The sequence below is a fragment of the Pyxidicoccus caerfyrddinensis genome, from assembly GCF_010894405.1.
GTDB classification, from domain to species: Bacteria; Myxococcota; Myxococcia; order Myxococcales; family Myxococcaceae; genus Myxococcus; species Myxococcus caerfyrddinensis.
Genome location: NZ_JAAIYA010000008.1, coordinates 391,162 through 405,992 on the forward strand (window position 1 = coordinate 391,162; position 14,831 = coordinate 405,992).

The 14,831-nt window shown below is 71.0% G+C and carries 12 protein-coding genes; 8 read left to right on the forward strand and 4 right to left on the reverse strand.

Going from position 1 to position 14,831, the window contains the following annotated elements; all coding sequences use genetic code 11:
* Positions 1–47: 47 nt before the first annotated feature.
* Positions 48–1,508 (reverse strand): glycosyltransferase family 39 protein, encoded by a 1,461-nt coding sequence (locus tag G4D86_RS21445; protein WP_163995836.1) that lies wholly within the window; start codon positions 1,506–1,508, stop codon positions 48–50.
* A 113-nt stretch (positions 1,509–1,621) separates the two neighbouring features.
* Here G4D86_RS21445 and G4D86_RS21450 point away from each other — a divergent pair, with 113 nt between their 5' ends.
* The 5 genes from G4D86_RS21450 to recR all read left to right on the forward strand — a co-directional run bounded on the left by G4D86_RS21450 (position 1,622) and on the right by recR (position 6,917).
* Entirely contained in the window at positions 1,622–3,160 is a 1,539-nt protein-coding gene (locus G4D86_RS21450; RefSeq protein WP_163995837.1) for a phytoene desaturase family protein, read from the forward strand.
* Between the two features lie 70 nt (positions 3,161–3,230).
* Positions 3,231–4,445: a DNA polymerase III subunit gamma/tau gene (gene dnaX, locus G4D86_RS21455; RefSeq protein ID WP_163995838.1), complete on the forward strand. Its 1,215-nt coding sequence runs from the start codon at positions 3,231–3,233 to the stop codon at positions 4,443–4,445.
* Between the two features lie 97 nt (positions 4,446–4,542).
* On the forward strand, positions 4,543–5,907 hold the full coding sequence (locus G4D86_RS21460; protein WP_240360384.1) for a DNA polymerase III subunit gamma/tau: 1,365 nt from the start codon (positions 4,543–4,545) through the stop codon (positions 5,905–5,907).
* 92 nt (positions 5,908–5,999) lie between these two features.
* Complete coding sequence (locus G4D86_RS21465) at positions 6,000–6,317, forward strand: YbaB/EbfC family nucleoid-associated protein (protein WP_163995839.1); 318 nt, start codon at positions 6,000–6,002, stop codon at positions 6,315–6,317.
* Between the two features lie 6 nt (positions 6,318–6,323).
* Entirely contained in the window at positions 6,324–6,917 is a 594-nt protein-coding gene (recR, locus tag G4D86_RS21470) for a recombination mediator RecR (protein ID WP_163995840.1), read from the forward strand.
* A gap of 37 nt (positions 6,918–6,954) precedes the next feature.
* Here the strand turns inward: recR and G4D86_RS21475 are convergent, their stop codons facing one another.
* From G4D86_RS21475 to G4D86_RS53845, 3 genes are all read right to left on the reverse strand, one after another.
* The gene (locus G4D86_RS21475) at positions 6,955–8,922 is read right to left on the reverse strand and encodes a protein kinase domain-containing protein (protein ID WP_163995841.1); all 1,968 of its coding nucleotides are present in this window, start codon (positions 8,920–8,922) and stop codon (positions 6,955–6,957) included.
* Positions 8,923–8,924: 2 nt separating this feature from the next.
* Positions 8,925–10,904 carry a FecR family protein gene (locus tag G4D86_RS21480; RefSeq protein ID WP_420821862.1) on the reverse strand — a complete coding sequence of 660 codons (1,980 nt, stop codon included), beginning with the start codon at positions 10,902–10,904 and terminating at the stop codon, positions 8,925–8,927.
* Between the two features lie 165 nt (positions 10,905–11,069).
* Entirely contained in the window at positions 11,070–12,611 is a 1,542-nt protein-coding gene (locus G4D86_RS53845; protein ID WP_275899132.1) for an MSCRAMM family protein, read from the reverse strand.
* A gap of 287 nt (positions 12,612–12,898) precedes the next feature.
* Between G4D86_RS53845 and mglB the strand changes: the two genes are divergently transcribed.
* The 3 genes from mglB (at position 12,899) to G4D86_RS21500 (ending at position 14,830) form a co-directional block, all read left to right on the forward strand.
* Positions 12,899–13,378, forward strand: a complete 480-nt coding sequence (gene mglB / locus G4D86_RS21490; protein ID WP_002637270.1) for a gliding-motility regulator GTPase-activating protein MglB — start codon at positions 12,899–12,901, stop codon at positions 13,376–13,378.
* An 11-nt stretch (positions 13,379–13,389) separates the two neighbouring features.
* Positions 13,390–13,977 (forward strand): gliding-motility regulator Ras-like GTPase MglA, encoded by a 588-nt coding sequence (gene mglA / locus G4D86_RS21495; RefSeq protein WP_015347803.1) that lies wholly within the window; start codon positions 13,390–13,392, stop codon positions 13,975–13,977.
* Between the two features lie 121 nt (positions 13,978–14,098).
* Positions 14,099–14,830 carry a dihydrolipoamide acetyltransferase gene (locus G4D86_RS21500; RefSeq protein WP_163995843.1) on the forward strand — a complete coding sequence of 244 codons (732 nt, stop codon included), beginning with the start codon at positions 14,099–14,101 and terminating at the stop codon, positions 14,828–14,830.
* Position 14,831: the final 1 nt, after the last annotated feature.

Genomic DNA, 14,831 nt, shown 5'->3' on the forward strand with positions numbered 1-14,831 from the left:
CGGCTCTTCGCCTTTGCGGGCAGCCCCGCGCCCGCTTCCATGTCTGCCTATTCGCGGACGAGGAGTGTCTCGCGGCCGATTCTGCGCGCCACGCGGAAGCCGGCCGCCTGGAGCTCCGCGAGGGCTCGGTCCTCGAAGGTGACGGCGCGGTTGAAGCTGCTGTCGCGCATGGCGTGCTGGAAGGCGCCGTCTTGGGGCCAGTCGCAGGTGAGCCAGGGAATCTGCTGGCCCAGGTAGAAGAAGCCGCCGGCGCCCCACAGCCCCTCGTTGACGATGAGCAGCCCGCGCGCGCCGCCCCCTTCCGTGGCGGCGACAATGGCGCGGAACTGGTCCGCCCGCAGGTCGCTGGAGGGGAAGAAGGCGGCCGTACCCAGGCCTGTCCCCAGGGCGAGCGCCACGAGACTCCACCGGGCGTCAGCCCGTGCGCGTGTGGCGATGAAGGCCGCCACCGGCGCCGCCGCGGCCAGCACGGCCAGCACCAGACCGGGGTAGAGGAAGCGCTCCTCCTTGTGCGCGGTGGCCAGCAGCACGCCCGTGTACACGGCCGCGCACCACAGCGGCAGGGACAACGCGAGGCGCTGGCGCAGGGCGGCCACACCCAGGAGCGCGGCGCCCCATGCCCAGAGGGGCACGGCGGTGAGGAGCGGCCGCGCGTAGTAGCTGGGAGGGTCCGAGCCGAAGCGCGCCGCCGCGCCCTCGGAGAAGACGTTGAAGCGCGCGTAGGCCAGGAACGAATGGAACGGTGAGCCCCAGGTGGCCCAATCCAGGGCGCCCAGCCCCGCCGCCACCACCAGCCCGCCGGCGCAGGTGAAGGCCAGCAGCCGCCAGCGCCGCGCCGCCACCAGCCACACCAGCGCGGCCAGGACGAAGATGGCCGACGGGTAGCGCGTCACCACCGCCAGCCCCAGGGCCGCGCCGCCCACGAGGCCCGCGCGCACCGGGCGCTCGCGCCTGTCCAACGCCTCCATGGCCACCAGGAGGAAGGAGGCGGAGAAGGACTCGCCCAGGGTGCGCCCCGCGAAGACGAGCACCGGCCCGTAGAGGCCCACCAGGAGGGCGGCCAGCCATCCACCCGCGGGCCCGGCCCGGCGCGCGGCGAAGCGGTACGCGGCCCAGACGCTCCAGGCGTGCAGCGCCGCCTGCGGGAGGGCCACCACCGCCCGGTAGCCCTGGGGACGGGTGATTCCGAGCAGGTCCGCCAGTTTCAGGAAGCCGGCCAGCACGCCGGGGACGGCCCAGTTGCGGATGCCGTCCTTCCACTCCCAGGCGAGCACGCCGTAGCCGTGGACGCGCCACCAGGCGGGCTCCAGGGCCTGGTACACCTCGTCCGGGTGGATGCGGCCCAGCTGCAGCACGGCGATGACGGCGGGCAGCAGCGCCACCACCGGCAGCAGGAAGACGGGCCAGCGCCGACCATTTCGGGGCGCGGGGCCGGGCAGGTCCGAGGCCGGCTCGGGTGTTGACTCGGGAACGGCGGGGGCCGGGAACTGGAGAGCGGGCGAGGACACGGTCGCGGCTGACTCTCCCCGTCCCGCCGCCCGGGCGCAAGATGCGCGACGTTCGTCCGCTCGCTCTCCGCTCGGGTTGGGGTAGGAACGCGGGCCATCCAGGAGGAGCAGACATGCCGGACGTCATCGTGGTGGGCGCGGGTCACAACGGGCTCGTGACAGCAGCGCTGCTGGCGCGCAGGGGACTCTCGGTTACCGTCCTCGAGGACAAGGACGTGATTGGCGGCGCGTGCCGCACGGAGTACCCCTTCCGCACCGCGCCGAAGCTGGGCGTGTCCACCGGCGCGTACCTGCTGGGCCTCATGCCGCCGGAGTTGCTGCGCGAGCTGGAGCTGGAGCTGCCCCTCAAGCGCAGGGATCCGCACTACTTCCTGCCCACCACCGGCAAGCGCTACCTCCTGTTCGGCTCGGACGAGCGCGAGCTGAAGCGCCAGTTCCTCGAGTTCTTCTCCCAGGCGGACTGGGAGGCCAACCAGGCGATGAACGCCGAGCTGGCCGCGCTGCGCGACGATATCGCCCCGACGTGGCTCCAGCCCCCGGTGTCCATCGAAGAAACCGCCGAGCGCTTCGTGCGCCCCGCCCTGCGCCAGCACTTCGTGCGGCTGTGCCGGGGCACGGCGCGCGAGTACCTGGAGCGCTTCGGCTTCAAGTCCGACCTCGTGAAGGCCATGTACGCGGTGACGGACGCGTTCTCCGGCCTCGACGGCGGCTACGACACGCCCGGCACGGGGATGAACCTGCTCGTCCACAACATGTGCCGGCTGCCCGGCAGTGGTGGCACGTGGATGATTGTCGGCGGCGGCATGGGCACCGTCACGCAGTCCATCGCCAACGTCGCGCGGAAGTACGGCGCGCAGATTCGCACCGGCGCGAAAGTCACCTCCGTGCGCGTGGACCGGGGCGTGGTGAAGGGCGTGGTGCTGGAGAATGGCGAGGAGGTGAACGCCGCCGTCGTCGTGTCCAACGGCGACCCCTTCCGCACGCTGAAGCTGGTGGAGCAGGGTGCGCTGCCCGCGGACTACCGGGCCAAGGTGGATGCCATGGCGGTGCCGGGCACCACGCTGAAGGTGAACCTGTGCCTCAAGGGCCTGCCCCGCTTCACGTGCCTTCCCGAGGACCGCGGCCAGTTCGGCCCCACCATCCACCTGCTGCCGCAGGAGGACGACGTGCTCGGGGCGCTGGCGCGCTCCTACAAGGACACGCAGGAGGGCAGGCTGTCGGAGTTCCCCTCCATCGAGTGGTACATCCACACCACGGTGGACCCGTCGCTGCGCGATGCCGAGGGGCACCACAACTCCGCCCTCTTCGTGGAGTGGGTGCCCTACGCGCTCAAGGGCACGACGTGGGAGCAGGAGGAGTCGCGCTACGTGAAGCAGCTCCTGTCCATCTGCGACCGCTTCGCTCCCGGCACCAGTGATTTGGTGCAGGAGACCTTCGTGCTCACGCCGCCGAAAATCGAGAAGCACTTCGGGATTACGGGCGGCCACATCCACCATGTGGACAACAAGCGGGGCTTCACCGACCGGCTGCCCTACGAGACGCCGGTGCAGGGGCTCTACTTCTGCAGCGCCGGGTGCCACCCCGCGGGCAGCGTCATCGGGGCGGCCGGACACAACGCGGCCGGCGTGGTGCTACAGGCGCTCGGACGCTGAGTGCTGCCCCACCTCGTGGGGAGGCAATGAGATGGATCATTCACGCCGTCGTGTTTAGATGACCGGGCACATGAGCTACCTCGTCCTCGCGCGTAAATGGCGGCCGCAGAAATTCGATGACATGACCGGACAGGAGCACGTCGTCCGGACCGTCGCGAACGCCATCAAGATGGACCGGGTCGCTCACGCGTACCTGTTCTGCGGCCCTCGTGGAGTCGGCAAGACGACGGCCGCCCGCCTGCTCGCCAAGGCCCTCAACTGCGAGAAGGGCCCCACGGCGAGCCCGTGTGGCGAGTGCCGCGCGTGCACGGAGATTGCCGCCGGCACCAGCGTGGACGTGGCGGAAATCGACGGTGCCTCCAACAACGGCGTGGAGAACGTCCGCGAGATTCGCGAGAACGCGAAGTACCTGCCGCAGCGGGACAGGCACAAGATCTACATCATCGACGAGGTCCACATGCTGTCGGGGGCGGCGTTCAACGCGCTGCTCAAGACGCTGGAGGAGCCGCCCGGGCACGTGAAGTTCATCTTCGCGACCACCGAGGCGCACAAGCTCCCGGACACCATCCTCTCGCGGTGCCAGCGCCACAACTTCCGCCGGATTTCGGCGGCGCGGATGCTCCAGCGGCTGCAGGAGATCTGCAAGGCGGAGGGGGCGGGCATCTCCGACCGCTCGCTGTCGCTGGTGGTGCGCCAGTCCGAGGGCGGCATGCGCGACGCGCTCAGCCTCCTGGACCAGATTCTCGCGTCGTGCGGCGCCAACCCCACGGATGAAGACGTGGCCGAGGCGCTGGGCGCCATCGACCGTACGATGGTGCAGGACTTCGCCGAGGCGCTGGTGCGCAAGGACGCGAAGCGCATCCTCGAGCGCGTGGAGGAGGTCTTCAATCGCGGCCTGGACCTGAAGCGGCTGGCGGAGGAGCTGGCGCTGCAGCTGCGGCACCTCTTCGTCACCAAGACGCTGAACCAGGCCCCGGACGAGCTGGCCGAGTCCGAGCAGAAGGCGCTGCTGGCGCTGGCGAAGGAAGCGGAGACCGCGCAGCTCACGCGCCTGTTCGACGTGGTGCACGGCTGCGTCTGGGACGTGTCGCGCGCGGCCCAGCCGAGGCTCGCGCTGGAGATGGCCCTGCTCAAGGCCATCCAGCTCTCGCCGGGTGGCTCGATTCCGGAGCTGCTCGCGCGGGTGGACCGGCTCGCGGCCGGGCTTCCCCAGGGGGAAGGCGCTTCGAAGAACACCGCTGGAGCGCCGGGAGGTCGCTCCAGTCCCACGAACTTTCGCGCCTGAGTCCCGGCACGACGTCCCGTCTCAGTCCTCCCCTGCCCCACGTCCGTGGGACACCAGGCCCGCGGTCGAGCCCGTGCGTGACGCGGAGCCCGTGCCCATGGGCGAGCCGAGGCAGTCCGCCGAGCCGATGCGCTCGGTGGAAGTCGCGCGCCATGCAGAGCCGATGCACGCAGGGCCCGCGATTCCTGTCATGCCGCCCGTGGCCCCGACCGGGCCACTCATGGACGACCTGCCGCCCTCCGCGGCCCGGCCCCTGTCATTCCTGCGCAACGGAGGAGGTGCTGGCGCCACGGCGTTGACGGCGTCAGCAGCCTCGGCCGTCCCCGCGTACTCCGCCGAGGACGTGGCGTCGTCCGGACCGCTGATGGACGGGCTGCCGCCGACGGCCGCGCGCCCGCTCTCCTTCCTCCGGAAGAATGGTGGCGCCCAGGCCCCGTCCGCACCTCCGCTGCCTCCGGCTGGAGCCACGCCGCTGTCGCGCACCACCGAGCCCGCGCCCTCGGTCCGCGTCACCAACGTCCGCAAGCCGGAGCCGCAGCCCGGTCCGTCCGAGCCGCCGCCCTACGCGGAGGATGACGACGCGCGCTTCTACCCCGAGGAGGCCTCGCCCGAGGGCTGCGCCTCTGGCGAGTGCATCCCGGACGACGTCCCGTCCGAGCCCCTCGCCGCCACGGCCTCCGCCGATGCAGCGCTGGCCACACATGCTCCCGGCTCCTCGCCTGAACCTGTTGGCGATGCCCCGAGCGTGTACTCGCCCGACTCCGCACTTGCCTCAGCCGTCGCGTCCTTGAGCGCGCATGCGCCCGCCACCTTCGAGCCCACGTCCGCCCCGCGCGCGCCTGGCACCGAGGCAATGGTCCCCGCGAGCCCCACCTTCACGCCCCCTCCGGCCGCCGCACCAGCGCCACGCGCACCCGCCAGCTTCACCCCGGAACCCGACGCCGAGCCAGAGCCGGAGTCCTCAGCACCGCTCCCTGTCACCCGCGGCCGCGACAACCCGAACCTGCCCCTCATCGAGCGATGGCGGGCCGCGGTGGAGAGCGTGAAGGGCTCCTCGCTCCGTCATGGAACGGCACTGGCCAACGGCCGCCTCCTGTCCATGCGGGCGGGGGAAATCGTCCTCGGCTATCTGCCCACGGCGGGCCTGCACCGGATGACGGTGTCGGCCGCCGCGGGCAAGACCACCATCGACAAGCTCCTGGCCGAGCACTTCGGCCGCCCGGTGAGGCTGTCCTTCCAGGACATCACCGCCGACGACAGCCGGGCCACGCTTAGCATCGCCGAGCAGGACGCCCAGAGCCGCGCCAACCACGAGAAGAGCACGGAGGGCAAGGTGCGCGGACACCCCGCCGTCCGCGCGGTGCTCAAGTTCCTGGGAGGCGAAATCGAGCACATCCAGGTCTACGAGCCCGAGCGCCCCTCGGCCGTCCCTGCGGCCGACACTCCGGACGACAGCGCCTGACAACCACCGCGCGCAACGGTAGGGTGCGCCCTCATTCCACGCCCGGGCGGGGCCAATGACGGCACCCGCTCCCACGAGTACCGAGGAAGCACATGCCTGGCGTCGACCTGAACTACTTCATCCGGCAGGCGAACAAGCTGACGGAGAAGATTGAAGAGCGGAAGCAGCAGCTGGCGGAGGAAACCGTCGAGGCCAAGTCCGGCGAGGGCCTCGTCACGGTGGTCGCCAACGGCATCCAGGAGATCCGCAGCATCAAGATCGACAAGTCCGCCATCGACCCGAATGACCCGTCGATGCTCGAGGACCTCATCACCGCCGCCGTGAATGCTGCCCTGGCGAGCAGCCGCCAGCACATGCAGCGCGAGCTCGCGAAAATCTCCGGCGGCATCAAGATCCCCGGCGTTACCTGATACCGGATGACTCCCGATCCGCTGAATCGACTTGTCGCCCAGCTCGCGAAGCTGCCGGGCATTGGCGAGAAGACCGCCCAGCGCCTCGCGTTCCACATCCTGCGGGCGCCCGGCGAGTACGCCTCGGACCTGTCCCTGGCCATCCGCGAGGTGAAGGAGAAGGTGCACCTGTGCGTGCGCTGCTTCTCCCTCACCGACTCGGAGACGTGCGGCTTCTGCCGGGACTCCCGCCGTGACGAGCGCGTGCTCTGCGTGGTGGAGACCTTCGCGGACCTGATGGCGCTCGAGCGCACGCGCGAGTTCAAGGGCCGCTACCATGTCCTGCACGGCGTGCTCTCTCCGCTGGAGGGCGTGGGCCCGGAGCAGCTGCGCATCAAGGAACTGCTGGAGCGCCTCAACGACAGCCGGGTGGAGGAGCTCATCGTCGCCACCAACCCGGACGTCGAGGGCGAGGCCACCGCGCTCTACCTGACGCGCCTGCTCAAGCCCATGGGCCTGCGCGTCACCCGCATCGCCCAGGGCCTGCCCATGGGTGGCGACCTGGAGTTCGCGGACCAGGCCACGCTGGCGAAGGCGCTGTCCGCCCGCCGCGACCTGTAGCCGAAGAGCACCTGGCGGCGCCGGGCTTCCGGCGCCGCTACTCCGTCACCCGCCACGAGAAGGGCATCACCACGGTGACTTCCTGGTCCCGGTGGGCCGGGAAGCGCAGCCGCTCGGCCTGCGCCTCCAGGCAGCGTCCCACTCCTGTCGAGGCCAGCGGCCCGCGCGTCCCCGCCTGCACCTTGCCCGACGAGGCAATGGTGAGCTGCACCTGCACCTCTCCCTGCGACGACGGCAGGTCCGTCTTGAAGCGCTCGAAGCAGGAGGTGATGCGGGCCCGCCCGCGCGACACGACGCGCTGGATGTCCTCGATGCCCAGCGTCACCAGCTTCTTCGCGGTGGCGGTACGAGCCTCCGGCTTCCTGCCCTGCTCCGGGGACGCATTCTCGTCCGTCTCGGAGCCCACCGCCGCGCTCGCAACCCCGGCGACGCCCGCGTGCTCGGAGTCCTGCGCGGTCGCCGCCGTGTCACCCACCGGCGTTCCCTGAGGAGAACCCGCGGCAGCCTCCGGGGAGCCACCCGCCGCGAGGGCAACAGGCGTCGCGCCCACGGGGTCGCCCGCCGGCGCGGGAGTCCCCGTCGCCGCGACGCCACCCGCCGCCGTGGCGCCATTGCTCCCGACCGGGGCCGGAACCGCCTGCCCCCCCGCCGCCTCGGGAGGCTGCACGATGGACGGAGACGTCTGGACCCGCTGGACACCGGCGTAGCCGACGACGGCCGCACCGGCCAGCAGCAGCGCTCCCGCGACACCGATGCTGGCCGTGAGCCAGCGCCGACGCCCAGGTTCGGAGCCCACGGCAGCAGCCTGTACCGGCACCTGCGGCCCGGCCGGCACCGCGCCCACACCCGCCGCGACGGCAGGCTGGGACGGCCTTCCCGGAGCCATCGCCGTGAGCGCATCGGCCCCCTGGGAACGACTTCCGTACACGTCCGTCGCGGGCTTCGCCCCCGCCGGCACCTGCACGGGCGAACCTTCCGTGCCGTGCGTGGCGGTGAGCGTGGCCAGCGTCGGGATGCGGGTGCGCTCCGTGAAGCGCTCCTCGCCGAAGTGGCCGCGCAGGAAGGCGCCCAGCTGCGATGTGCCGGACGCGCTCAGGTTCTCCCCGAGGAACGCCTCCAGGCCCTCGGCGAAGGCCTCCGCCGTGGGGTAGCGGTCCTCGGCCTTGAAGGCCATGGCCTTGAGGATGATGGCCTCCAGCTCCTCGGGCAGGTCGGGCCGCAGCTCGCGCGGGCGCTTGAACTCGCCATGCAGGAGCGCGTTGAGCACCGCCAGGTCGTTCTCCCGCGAGAAGGGCCGCACGTGGGTGAGCGCCTCGTAGAGGCTCACGCCCAGCGCGAAGACGTCCGCGCGCCGGTCCACTTCCTTCCCCTGCGCCTGCTCCGGCGCCATGTACATGTACTTGCCCTTCACCACGCCGGTGCGCGTGTTGACGAGCCTCGACTCGGCCTTGGCGATGCCGAAGTCCAGCACCTTCACCTGTCCCTGGTACGTCAGGTACAGGTTGGAGGGAGAGATGTCGCGGTGGACGATGTTCAGCGGCTGCCCGGACTCGGCACAGAACTCGTGGGCGTAGTGCAGCCCGTGCGCCGCGTCGATGAGCACGCGCAGCACCACCGGGAAGGGCACGTACTGCCGCCGCCGTCCCGCCAGCCGCAGCGTCGTGGAGAAGTCCTCGCCCGCGAGGTACTCCATGCAGATGTAGTAGCAGCCCTCGGTGAAGCCGAGCTCCTGTATCTGCACGATGTTGGGGTGGGACAGCTTCGCCGCCAGCCGCGCCTCGTCGCGGAACATCTCCACGAAGTCGGGGATGTTCGACAGGTGCGGCAACATGCGCTTGATGACGACGTTGCGCTCGAAGTTGTCCGCGCCCAGCAGCTTGGCGAGGAAGATTTCCGCCATGCCGCCCTCGGCCAGCTTCCGCACCAGCACGTACTGGCCATAGGGGCGCAGCAGGGGCGGGGAGGCTTCCTCGGGAACGGGCCGGGGCGTCTGGGTGGGTGTCATCCTCACGGCCCTCGTGGTTTCAGGGTGCGCACCGTGTGGACTTCCGGGGCACCGGGACGGTTCATCTTAAACACCAGCATCGGGGGGGTGCCCACCGGCTCCACCCAGGTACTGAAACGGTGTTTGCCATCCAGGGGTATCGGACGTCCATTGATGGACAGGCGCGCGTCCACCGGCGCCACCCCCGTGGCCCGCACCTTCTCCGCGGCCCGGGTGCCGTTGCGCGGCGAGGCCACCACCAGCTCCGGCACCGAGTTGTCGTAGACCAGCTCCAGCTTGTTCATCCGTCCGCCCTTGAGCTGCGCTCCCGACGCCGACAGCGGCGTGACGGACCACAGGTAGCTGCCCTCGACCAGCGCCCCCGCGTCCAGCGCGGCGCGCGTGTCCGGCACGATGCGCTCGGCCACCGGAGTGCCCAGCGCGCCCACGCGGTACACCGCCACGCGGTACTTCGCCGCCGAGGCCTCCGCCCCGTAGGTGAAGGTCACCGCCGGAGGCTTGTCCTGGTAGAAGATGGTCGTCTTCTCCGGCCCCTCCGGCACCACGTTGCGCACGCGGTCCAGGTCCTTCGACGGGCGCTCCGGAGCGAAGCTCGCGCTGCCCTTCGCCATCTCCGTCCCGTCCTCGCGGCGCACCCGCCAGTACAGCGTGCCGCGCGCGGGGGCGGAGACGTTGACGAAGGGCCGGTACACCGTGCCCGTCAGCACCGGCCGCGTGAAGCCCGCGTCCGTGGCCACTTCCACCTGCGCCGCGCCCTCGCCCTCCCAGGTGAAGGCCACCTCGGAAAGGCCCTGGTGGTACACCTCCGCGCCGTCGCCCATGCTCAGCGCGAGCGGCGCGGGCGCGAGCGGCTCGACGCGAGCGGCGCCGGACGTGCCCTCCAGCGTGGCGCGCTCTCCGGCGCGCAGTGGCTGCCTCGACTCGCCGCGCACCAGCGTCACCTGTCCGGTGAAGGCGTCCACGCGGTAGCCCGTGGCCGTGCGCCGCACCTCCAGCCCTGCCCCGCTGCCCTCCAGGCCCAGCCCCGGCAACACCACGCGACTGGTGCGGCCCTGCGCGAGCTGCAGCCCCAGCCCGCCCTGCCGCAGGTCCACCCGCGCCTCGTCCGTGGTGCCGCCCTGCCCCGCCGACTCCAGCACCAGCTCCGTGCCCGAGCCCAGCGACAGCACGGAGGACGAGCCCTCCAGCGCCAGCACCGCCGTGCCGCCCGGACGCGTGCGCACGCCGTCTCCCGGTGACAGCACCTCGCCCTGCTTCTTCACCGGGCGCCAGCGCACCGTGCCCTGCGGACGCACCTCCGCGCGGCCCGCGCCCAGGCGCACCGTCACGGGGATGGGCGCCAGCTCCACCACGCGCGGCGTGCGCACCAGCTCCACCTTGCCGCCGGCCACCGCCACCGCCTCGCCCTGTGCGGCGCGGAGCTCCTGCCCGTCCTTGCCCACGAACTCGATGGCGCCCAGCCGCACCTCCACGCGGCCGGCGTCCTTCTCCACCGCCACGCTCACCTCGCTGGGCGCGTCCGAGCCCACGCGGGTGAGGCCGAAGGGCGTGAGGATGCTCAGCGTCACCTTCTTCGCCCCCGGGCTGCTGGGGCGCGCCCCCGCGGGCACGCGCGACAGGATGATGCCGCGCTCCACCTGCATGACGATGCCGCCCGAGTCCTCGCCCATGGCGAAGCGCGCGTCCGGCCCCACCTCCACCGAGCGCCCGTCCGGAAAGCGCACCGTCGCCGCGCCCCCCGCGCCTGTCTCCACCGCGTCGCCGCCGTGGAGAGGCCCCGCCACCGCCGGAAGCAACTTCCCTCCACGCTCCAGCCGCACCTCGCCGGACAGTCCCTCCAGGCGTCCAAGCTCCGCACCCGGGCCCGCGTCCGGCACGGGGGCCGGGGCCACGGGCGTCGCGGACGGCGTGGCGGCGTCCTCGTCGCAGCCCGCGACGAGGAGCATGAGGGACAGGAAATAGGGACGCGCGGTGCTCACCATTCACGCCTCTGAGGCAGAGCAGGGGCGGCCGTGTCCGTGGCGAGGAGCAGGACGGCCAGGAAGTAGCGGCGCGCGGTGCTCACCATTCACACCTCTGAGACAGAGCAGGGGCGGACGTGCCCGTGGCGAGGGAAAGGACGGCCAGCAAGTAGGGGCGCGCGGTGCTCACCGTTTCTGCCTCGGGAAGAGGTCGACGTTGAAGATGGCCTGCTCGCCATCGCGCAGCTTGATGGACTTCGTCTGCGACAGGTGCCCGGGGGCGGAGATTGTGATGCGGTACGTCCCGCCCTTCACGCGGACATTGAAGGCGCCCTTCGCATCCGCGCGCGTGCGCACCTTCGCCAGCGGAATGCGCAGCGTCGCGGCCAGCGGCTTTCCGCCACGCATGCTGCGCACCTGTCCGGTGAGCGTGGCCGGCCCGCTCTTGCGCTCCGACGCCAGCGGCACGGACAGCGCCGACTCCTGCCCGGCGACCACCACGGCCGCCTCCTCCGCGGGACGGAAGCCCGGGGACTTCACCGTCACCGCCACCGGTCCGGGCGCCAGGTCCTTCACGCGCGCCTGTCCCATCATGTCCGTGCGCACCTCCGTCGAGCCCACCGCCACGCGAACACCCGGCAGCGGCACGCCATTCTGCGCATTCACCACCGTCACCCGCAGCGCTCCCGTGGGAGGAGGCAGCTTGCGCGCCCGCACCTCCACCGCCGCGCGCCCACCGTCCTCCACCGTGGCCCGCGCCTCCTCGGGGGCATAGCCCTCCGCGCTCACCCGCGCCGCCACCTCGCCCGGAGGCAGCTCCGTGTCCACGCGGCCCTGCGCGTCCGCCACGCGCTCCACATCCCCCACCACCACCCGTGCCCCCGGCAGCGCCGCGCCCGTCTCCGCATCCACCACTTGAAGCGACAGCGTCCCCGCCGGCACCCGCACGGGAGGAAGCGGCGCAGCGGCAGGCACGAAGTCATTCCACGTCAACTCCAGCGCCGCGCCCACCCGGCGCAGCCGCTGCTCCGAGCGCGTCCCGTCCGCCAGCGTCACCGTGTCCCGCACGTGCTGGAAGTCCAGCACCAGCGTGCCGCCCCACCGCGACGCGCGCTTCAGCGGAATCAGCAGCGCGCCTCCCGCCGAGAAGCCCGTGGCCTCCGCCTCGGCGCCCGACGCGTCTCGCGCCGCCAGCGTCACCGGCAACTCGCCGCGCGCCTCCAGCTTCAGCCCCAGGAAGAGCGGCACCAGCACGCGCCCATTCACCACCGCCGCGTGCCGCACGCCCCGCGCCAGCACCGGCTCCGCCGAGCTGCCGAAGAGCGGGAGCTGCGCGAAGCCGTAGCCCGCCCCCACCTCCGCCCGCACCGGCCCCAGGAACAACCGCGCCCTCGGGCCCACCGACGCGCGCAGCAGGCTGCCGCCGGTGATCCGCAGCGCGCCCTCCTTCAAGTCGAACGCCTCGCGCTGCACGCCCGCCCACGCGCCCAGCCACGGGCCCACCCACCCCATGCCCACCACCGCCAGGTCGTTCGGAGTCAAGCCCTCGTAGGTGAGCCCCGGCCCTACATCCGCCTGCTGCCCGTCGCGCAGCGCCACGCCGTAGCGCAGGCGCAGCGAAGCATGCTCGGCCACCTGCTCCGCCCGGGCGGAGGCCGGGGGAACCAGCACGAGGAACACCAGCGCCAGCCGCGCCAGGAGGTTAGAGAGGGGGATGGGGGGATGCAAAGCCCGGCCGAGTATAGAGAAAGCCGCGAACACCCCCAACCCCGTGACCCCGGAATGGCCGGCGGAGGGCTCCGTGCACCCCCGCCGCCTTCCTACAGCCCGTCCGTACGGCATGGGGACGGCCGCAGATCGCGCTCGGAGAGCGGATGGCTTCTTGCTGGAGTGGGTTCGCTTTGCTAAGCATCCTCACGGTCGGTAGCGCCTCGTCTAACCTCCGGGATTCACTCCAGAAACAATCGGAGCATCGCGTGAGCGGGGCGAGCGAACGCTGAGGAGCGCATACGCCCATGGGCACGCAACTGGTGATGTACGAAGAGGAGTTCACCAAGATCAACGCCGTTTGCGACCGGCTCACGAAGGACGCGAACGCGAAGGTGGTCTTCCTCGTCGACAAGAACGGTCAGCTCATCTCCTCGGCCGGACAGACTCAGAACATCGACACCACCTCGCTGGCCTCGCTGACGGCCGGCAACGTGGCGGCGATGGGCGGCCTGGCCAAGCTGATCGGTGAGAACGAGTTCCCCAACCAGTTCCACGAGGGGGCCAAGGACTCGCTGTACATGACCATCGTCGGCAGCCGGGTCGTGCTGGTCGTCATCTTCGACAACCGCACCAGCCTCGGCCTCGTCCGCCTTCGCATCAAGAAGGCCAGCGACGAGCTCACGAAGATCTTCGAGAGCCTGGTGAAGAAGACCGACAGCCCTGGAGCCGGGTCGCCCTTCGCCGAGATCTCCGACGACGATATCGACAACCTCTTCAGCGAGTAAGCCGGGAAGCCATGTCCTTCATCAATTACTCATCCCGCGAAATCAACTGCAAGATTGTCTATTACGGGCCCGGCCTCTGCGGGAAGACGACCAACCTCCAGTACATCTACAACAAGACCGCGGCGGAGACGAAGGGCAAGCTCATCTCGCTCTCCACGGAGACGGACCGCACGCTCTTCTTCGACTTCCTCCCGCTGTCGCTCGGTGAGATTCGCGGCTTCAAGACGCGCTTCCACCTGTACACGGTGCCAGGTCAGGTCTTCTACGACGCCAGCCGCAAGCTCATCCTCAAGGGCGTGGACGGCGTGGTCTTCGTCGCCGACAGTCAGATCGAGCGCATGGAGGCCAACATGGAGTCGATCGAGAACCTCCGTGTGAACCTCGCCGAGCAGGGCTACGACCTGAACAAGATTCCGTACGTGGTCCAGTACAACAAGCGCGACCTGCCCAACGCGGTGACGGTGGAGGAGATGCGCAAGGCGCTCAACCCGCGCAACATCCCCGAGTACCAGGCGGTGGCGCCCACCGGTGTCGGCGTGTTCGACACGCTCAAGGCGGTGGCGAAGCTGGTCCTCACGGAGCTCAAGAAGGGCGGCTGAAGCAAGCAGGCCACCGGGCGGGCGTCGGCCGCTCGCACCGGTCGTGACAAGACGGCCCGCCGGGAAGGGTGCTATGACCTCGGCCGTCGGGTCGGGCCGTCCAGCTTCTTGAGGTCGCACCGTGCGTGTCGCTGCCGCCACCTTCCACCTCCTCGCGCTCCTGAGCGCCACCGCCTGGATGCCGGCGCTCGCGCAGGAGCCCGCCGCCGCCGCACCGCCCGCCGCCGCGCAGTCCTCCGCGGCGCAGGCCACCCAGGCCCAGACGGCGGACGAGGCCTTCGACACCCGCGTGAAGACGCTGGAAGAGGAGGTCGTCGACCTGAAGGAGAAGATCTACCGCTCCAAGGCGCGGCTCCTGCTGTTGCAGGAGTCGGTGCTCGGCGGTGACGTCTCCACCGGCTCGCGCGCGGTCATCGTCCACAAGAACGAGATGGGAGGCTCCTTCCTCCTGGAGTCGGTGGCGTACGCGCTCGACGGCGCGCCCATCTACACGCAGGTGGACACCGAGGGAGACCTGGGCAAGCGCCTGGAGTTCGAAATCTTCAACGGCCGCATCGTCCCCGGGCAGCACCAGATTGCCGTGCGGCTGGTGTACCGCGGCAACGGCTACGGCGTGTTCAGCTACCTGGAGGGCTACAAGTTCAAGGTGCAATCCAGCTACACCTTCAACGCGGAGCCCGGGAAGCTGTCCACGGTGCGCGTGGTGGGCTTCGAGCAGGGCGGCATGACGACGGACCTGAAGGACCGGCCCGCGGTGCGCTACGACATCGACGTGTCGAAGGACCCCGGCCGCAAGGTGACGCCCGCGGACGGCGCGCCGACCCCGGCCACCACCTCCTCCGAGACGAAGTAGG

What these genes read in the sequence shown, in the direction of transcription:
- G4D86_RS21450 (WP_163995837.1), top strand. Translation starts at nt 1,622, where the DNA reads ATGCCGGACGTCATCGTGGTGGGCGCGGGTCACAACGGGCTCGTGACA.
- dnaX (WP_163995838.1), top strand. Translation starts at nt 3,231, where the DNA reads ATGAGCTACCTCGTCCTCGCGCGTAAATGGCGGCCGCAGAAATTCGAT.
- G4D86_RS21460 (WP_240360384.1), top strand. Translation starts at nt 4,543, where the DNA reads ATGGGCGAGCCGAGGCAGTCCGCCGAGCCGATGCGCTCGGTGGAAGTC.
- G4D86_RS21465 (WP_163995839.1), top strand. Translation starts at nt 6,000, where the DNA reads ATGCCTGGCGTCGACCTGAACTACTTCATCCGGCAGGCGAACAAGCTG.
- recR (WP_163995840.1), top strand. Translation starts at nt 6,324, where the DNA reads ATGACTCCCGATCCGCTGAATCGACTTGTCGCCCAGCTCGCGAAGCTG.
- G4D86_RS21475 (WP_163995841.1), bottom strand. Translation starts at nt 8,922, where the DNA reads ATGACACCCACCCAGACGCCCCGGCCCGTTCCCGAGGAAGCCTCCCCG.
- G4D86_RS21480 (WP_420821862.1), bottom strand. Translation starts at nt 10,904, where the DNA reads ATGGTGAGCACCGCGCGTCCCTATTTCCTGTCCCTCATGCTCCTCGTC.
- mglB (WP_002637270.1), top strand. Translation starts at nt 12,899, where the DNA reads ATGGGCACGCAACTGGTGATGTACGAAGAGGAGTTCACCAAGATCAAC.
- mglA (WP_015347803.1), top strand. Translation starts at nt 13,390, where the DNA reads ATGTCCTTCATCAATTACTCATCCCGCGAAATCAACTGCAAGATTGTC.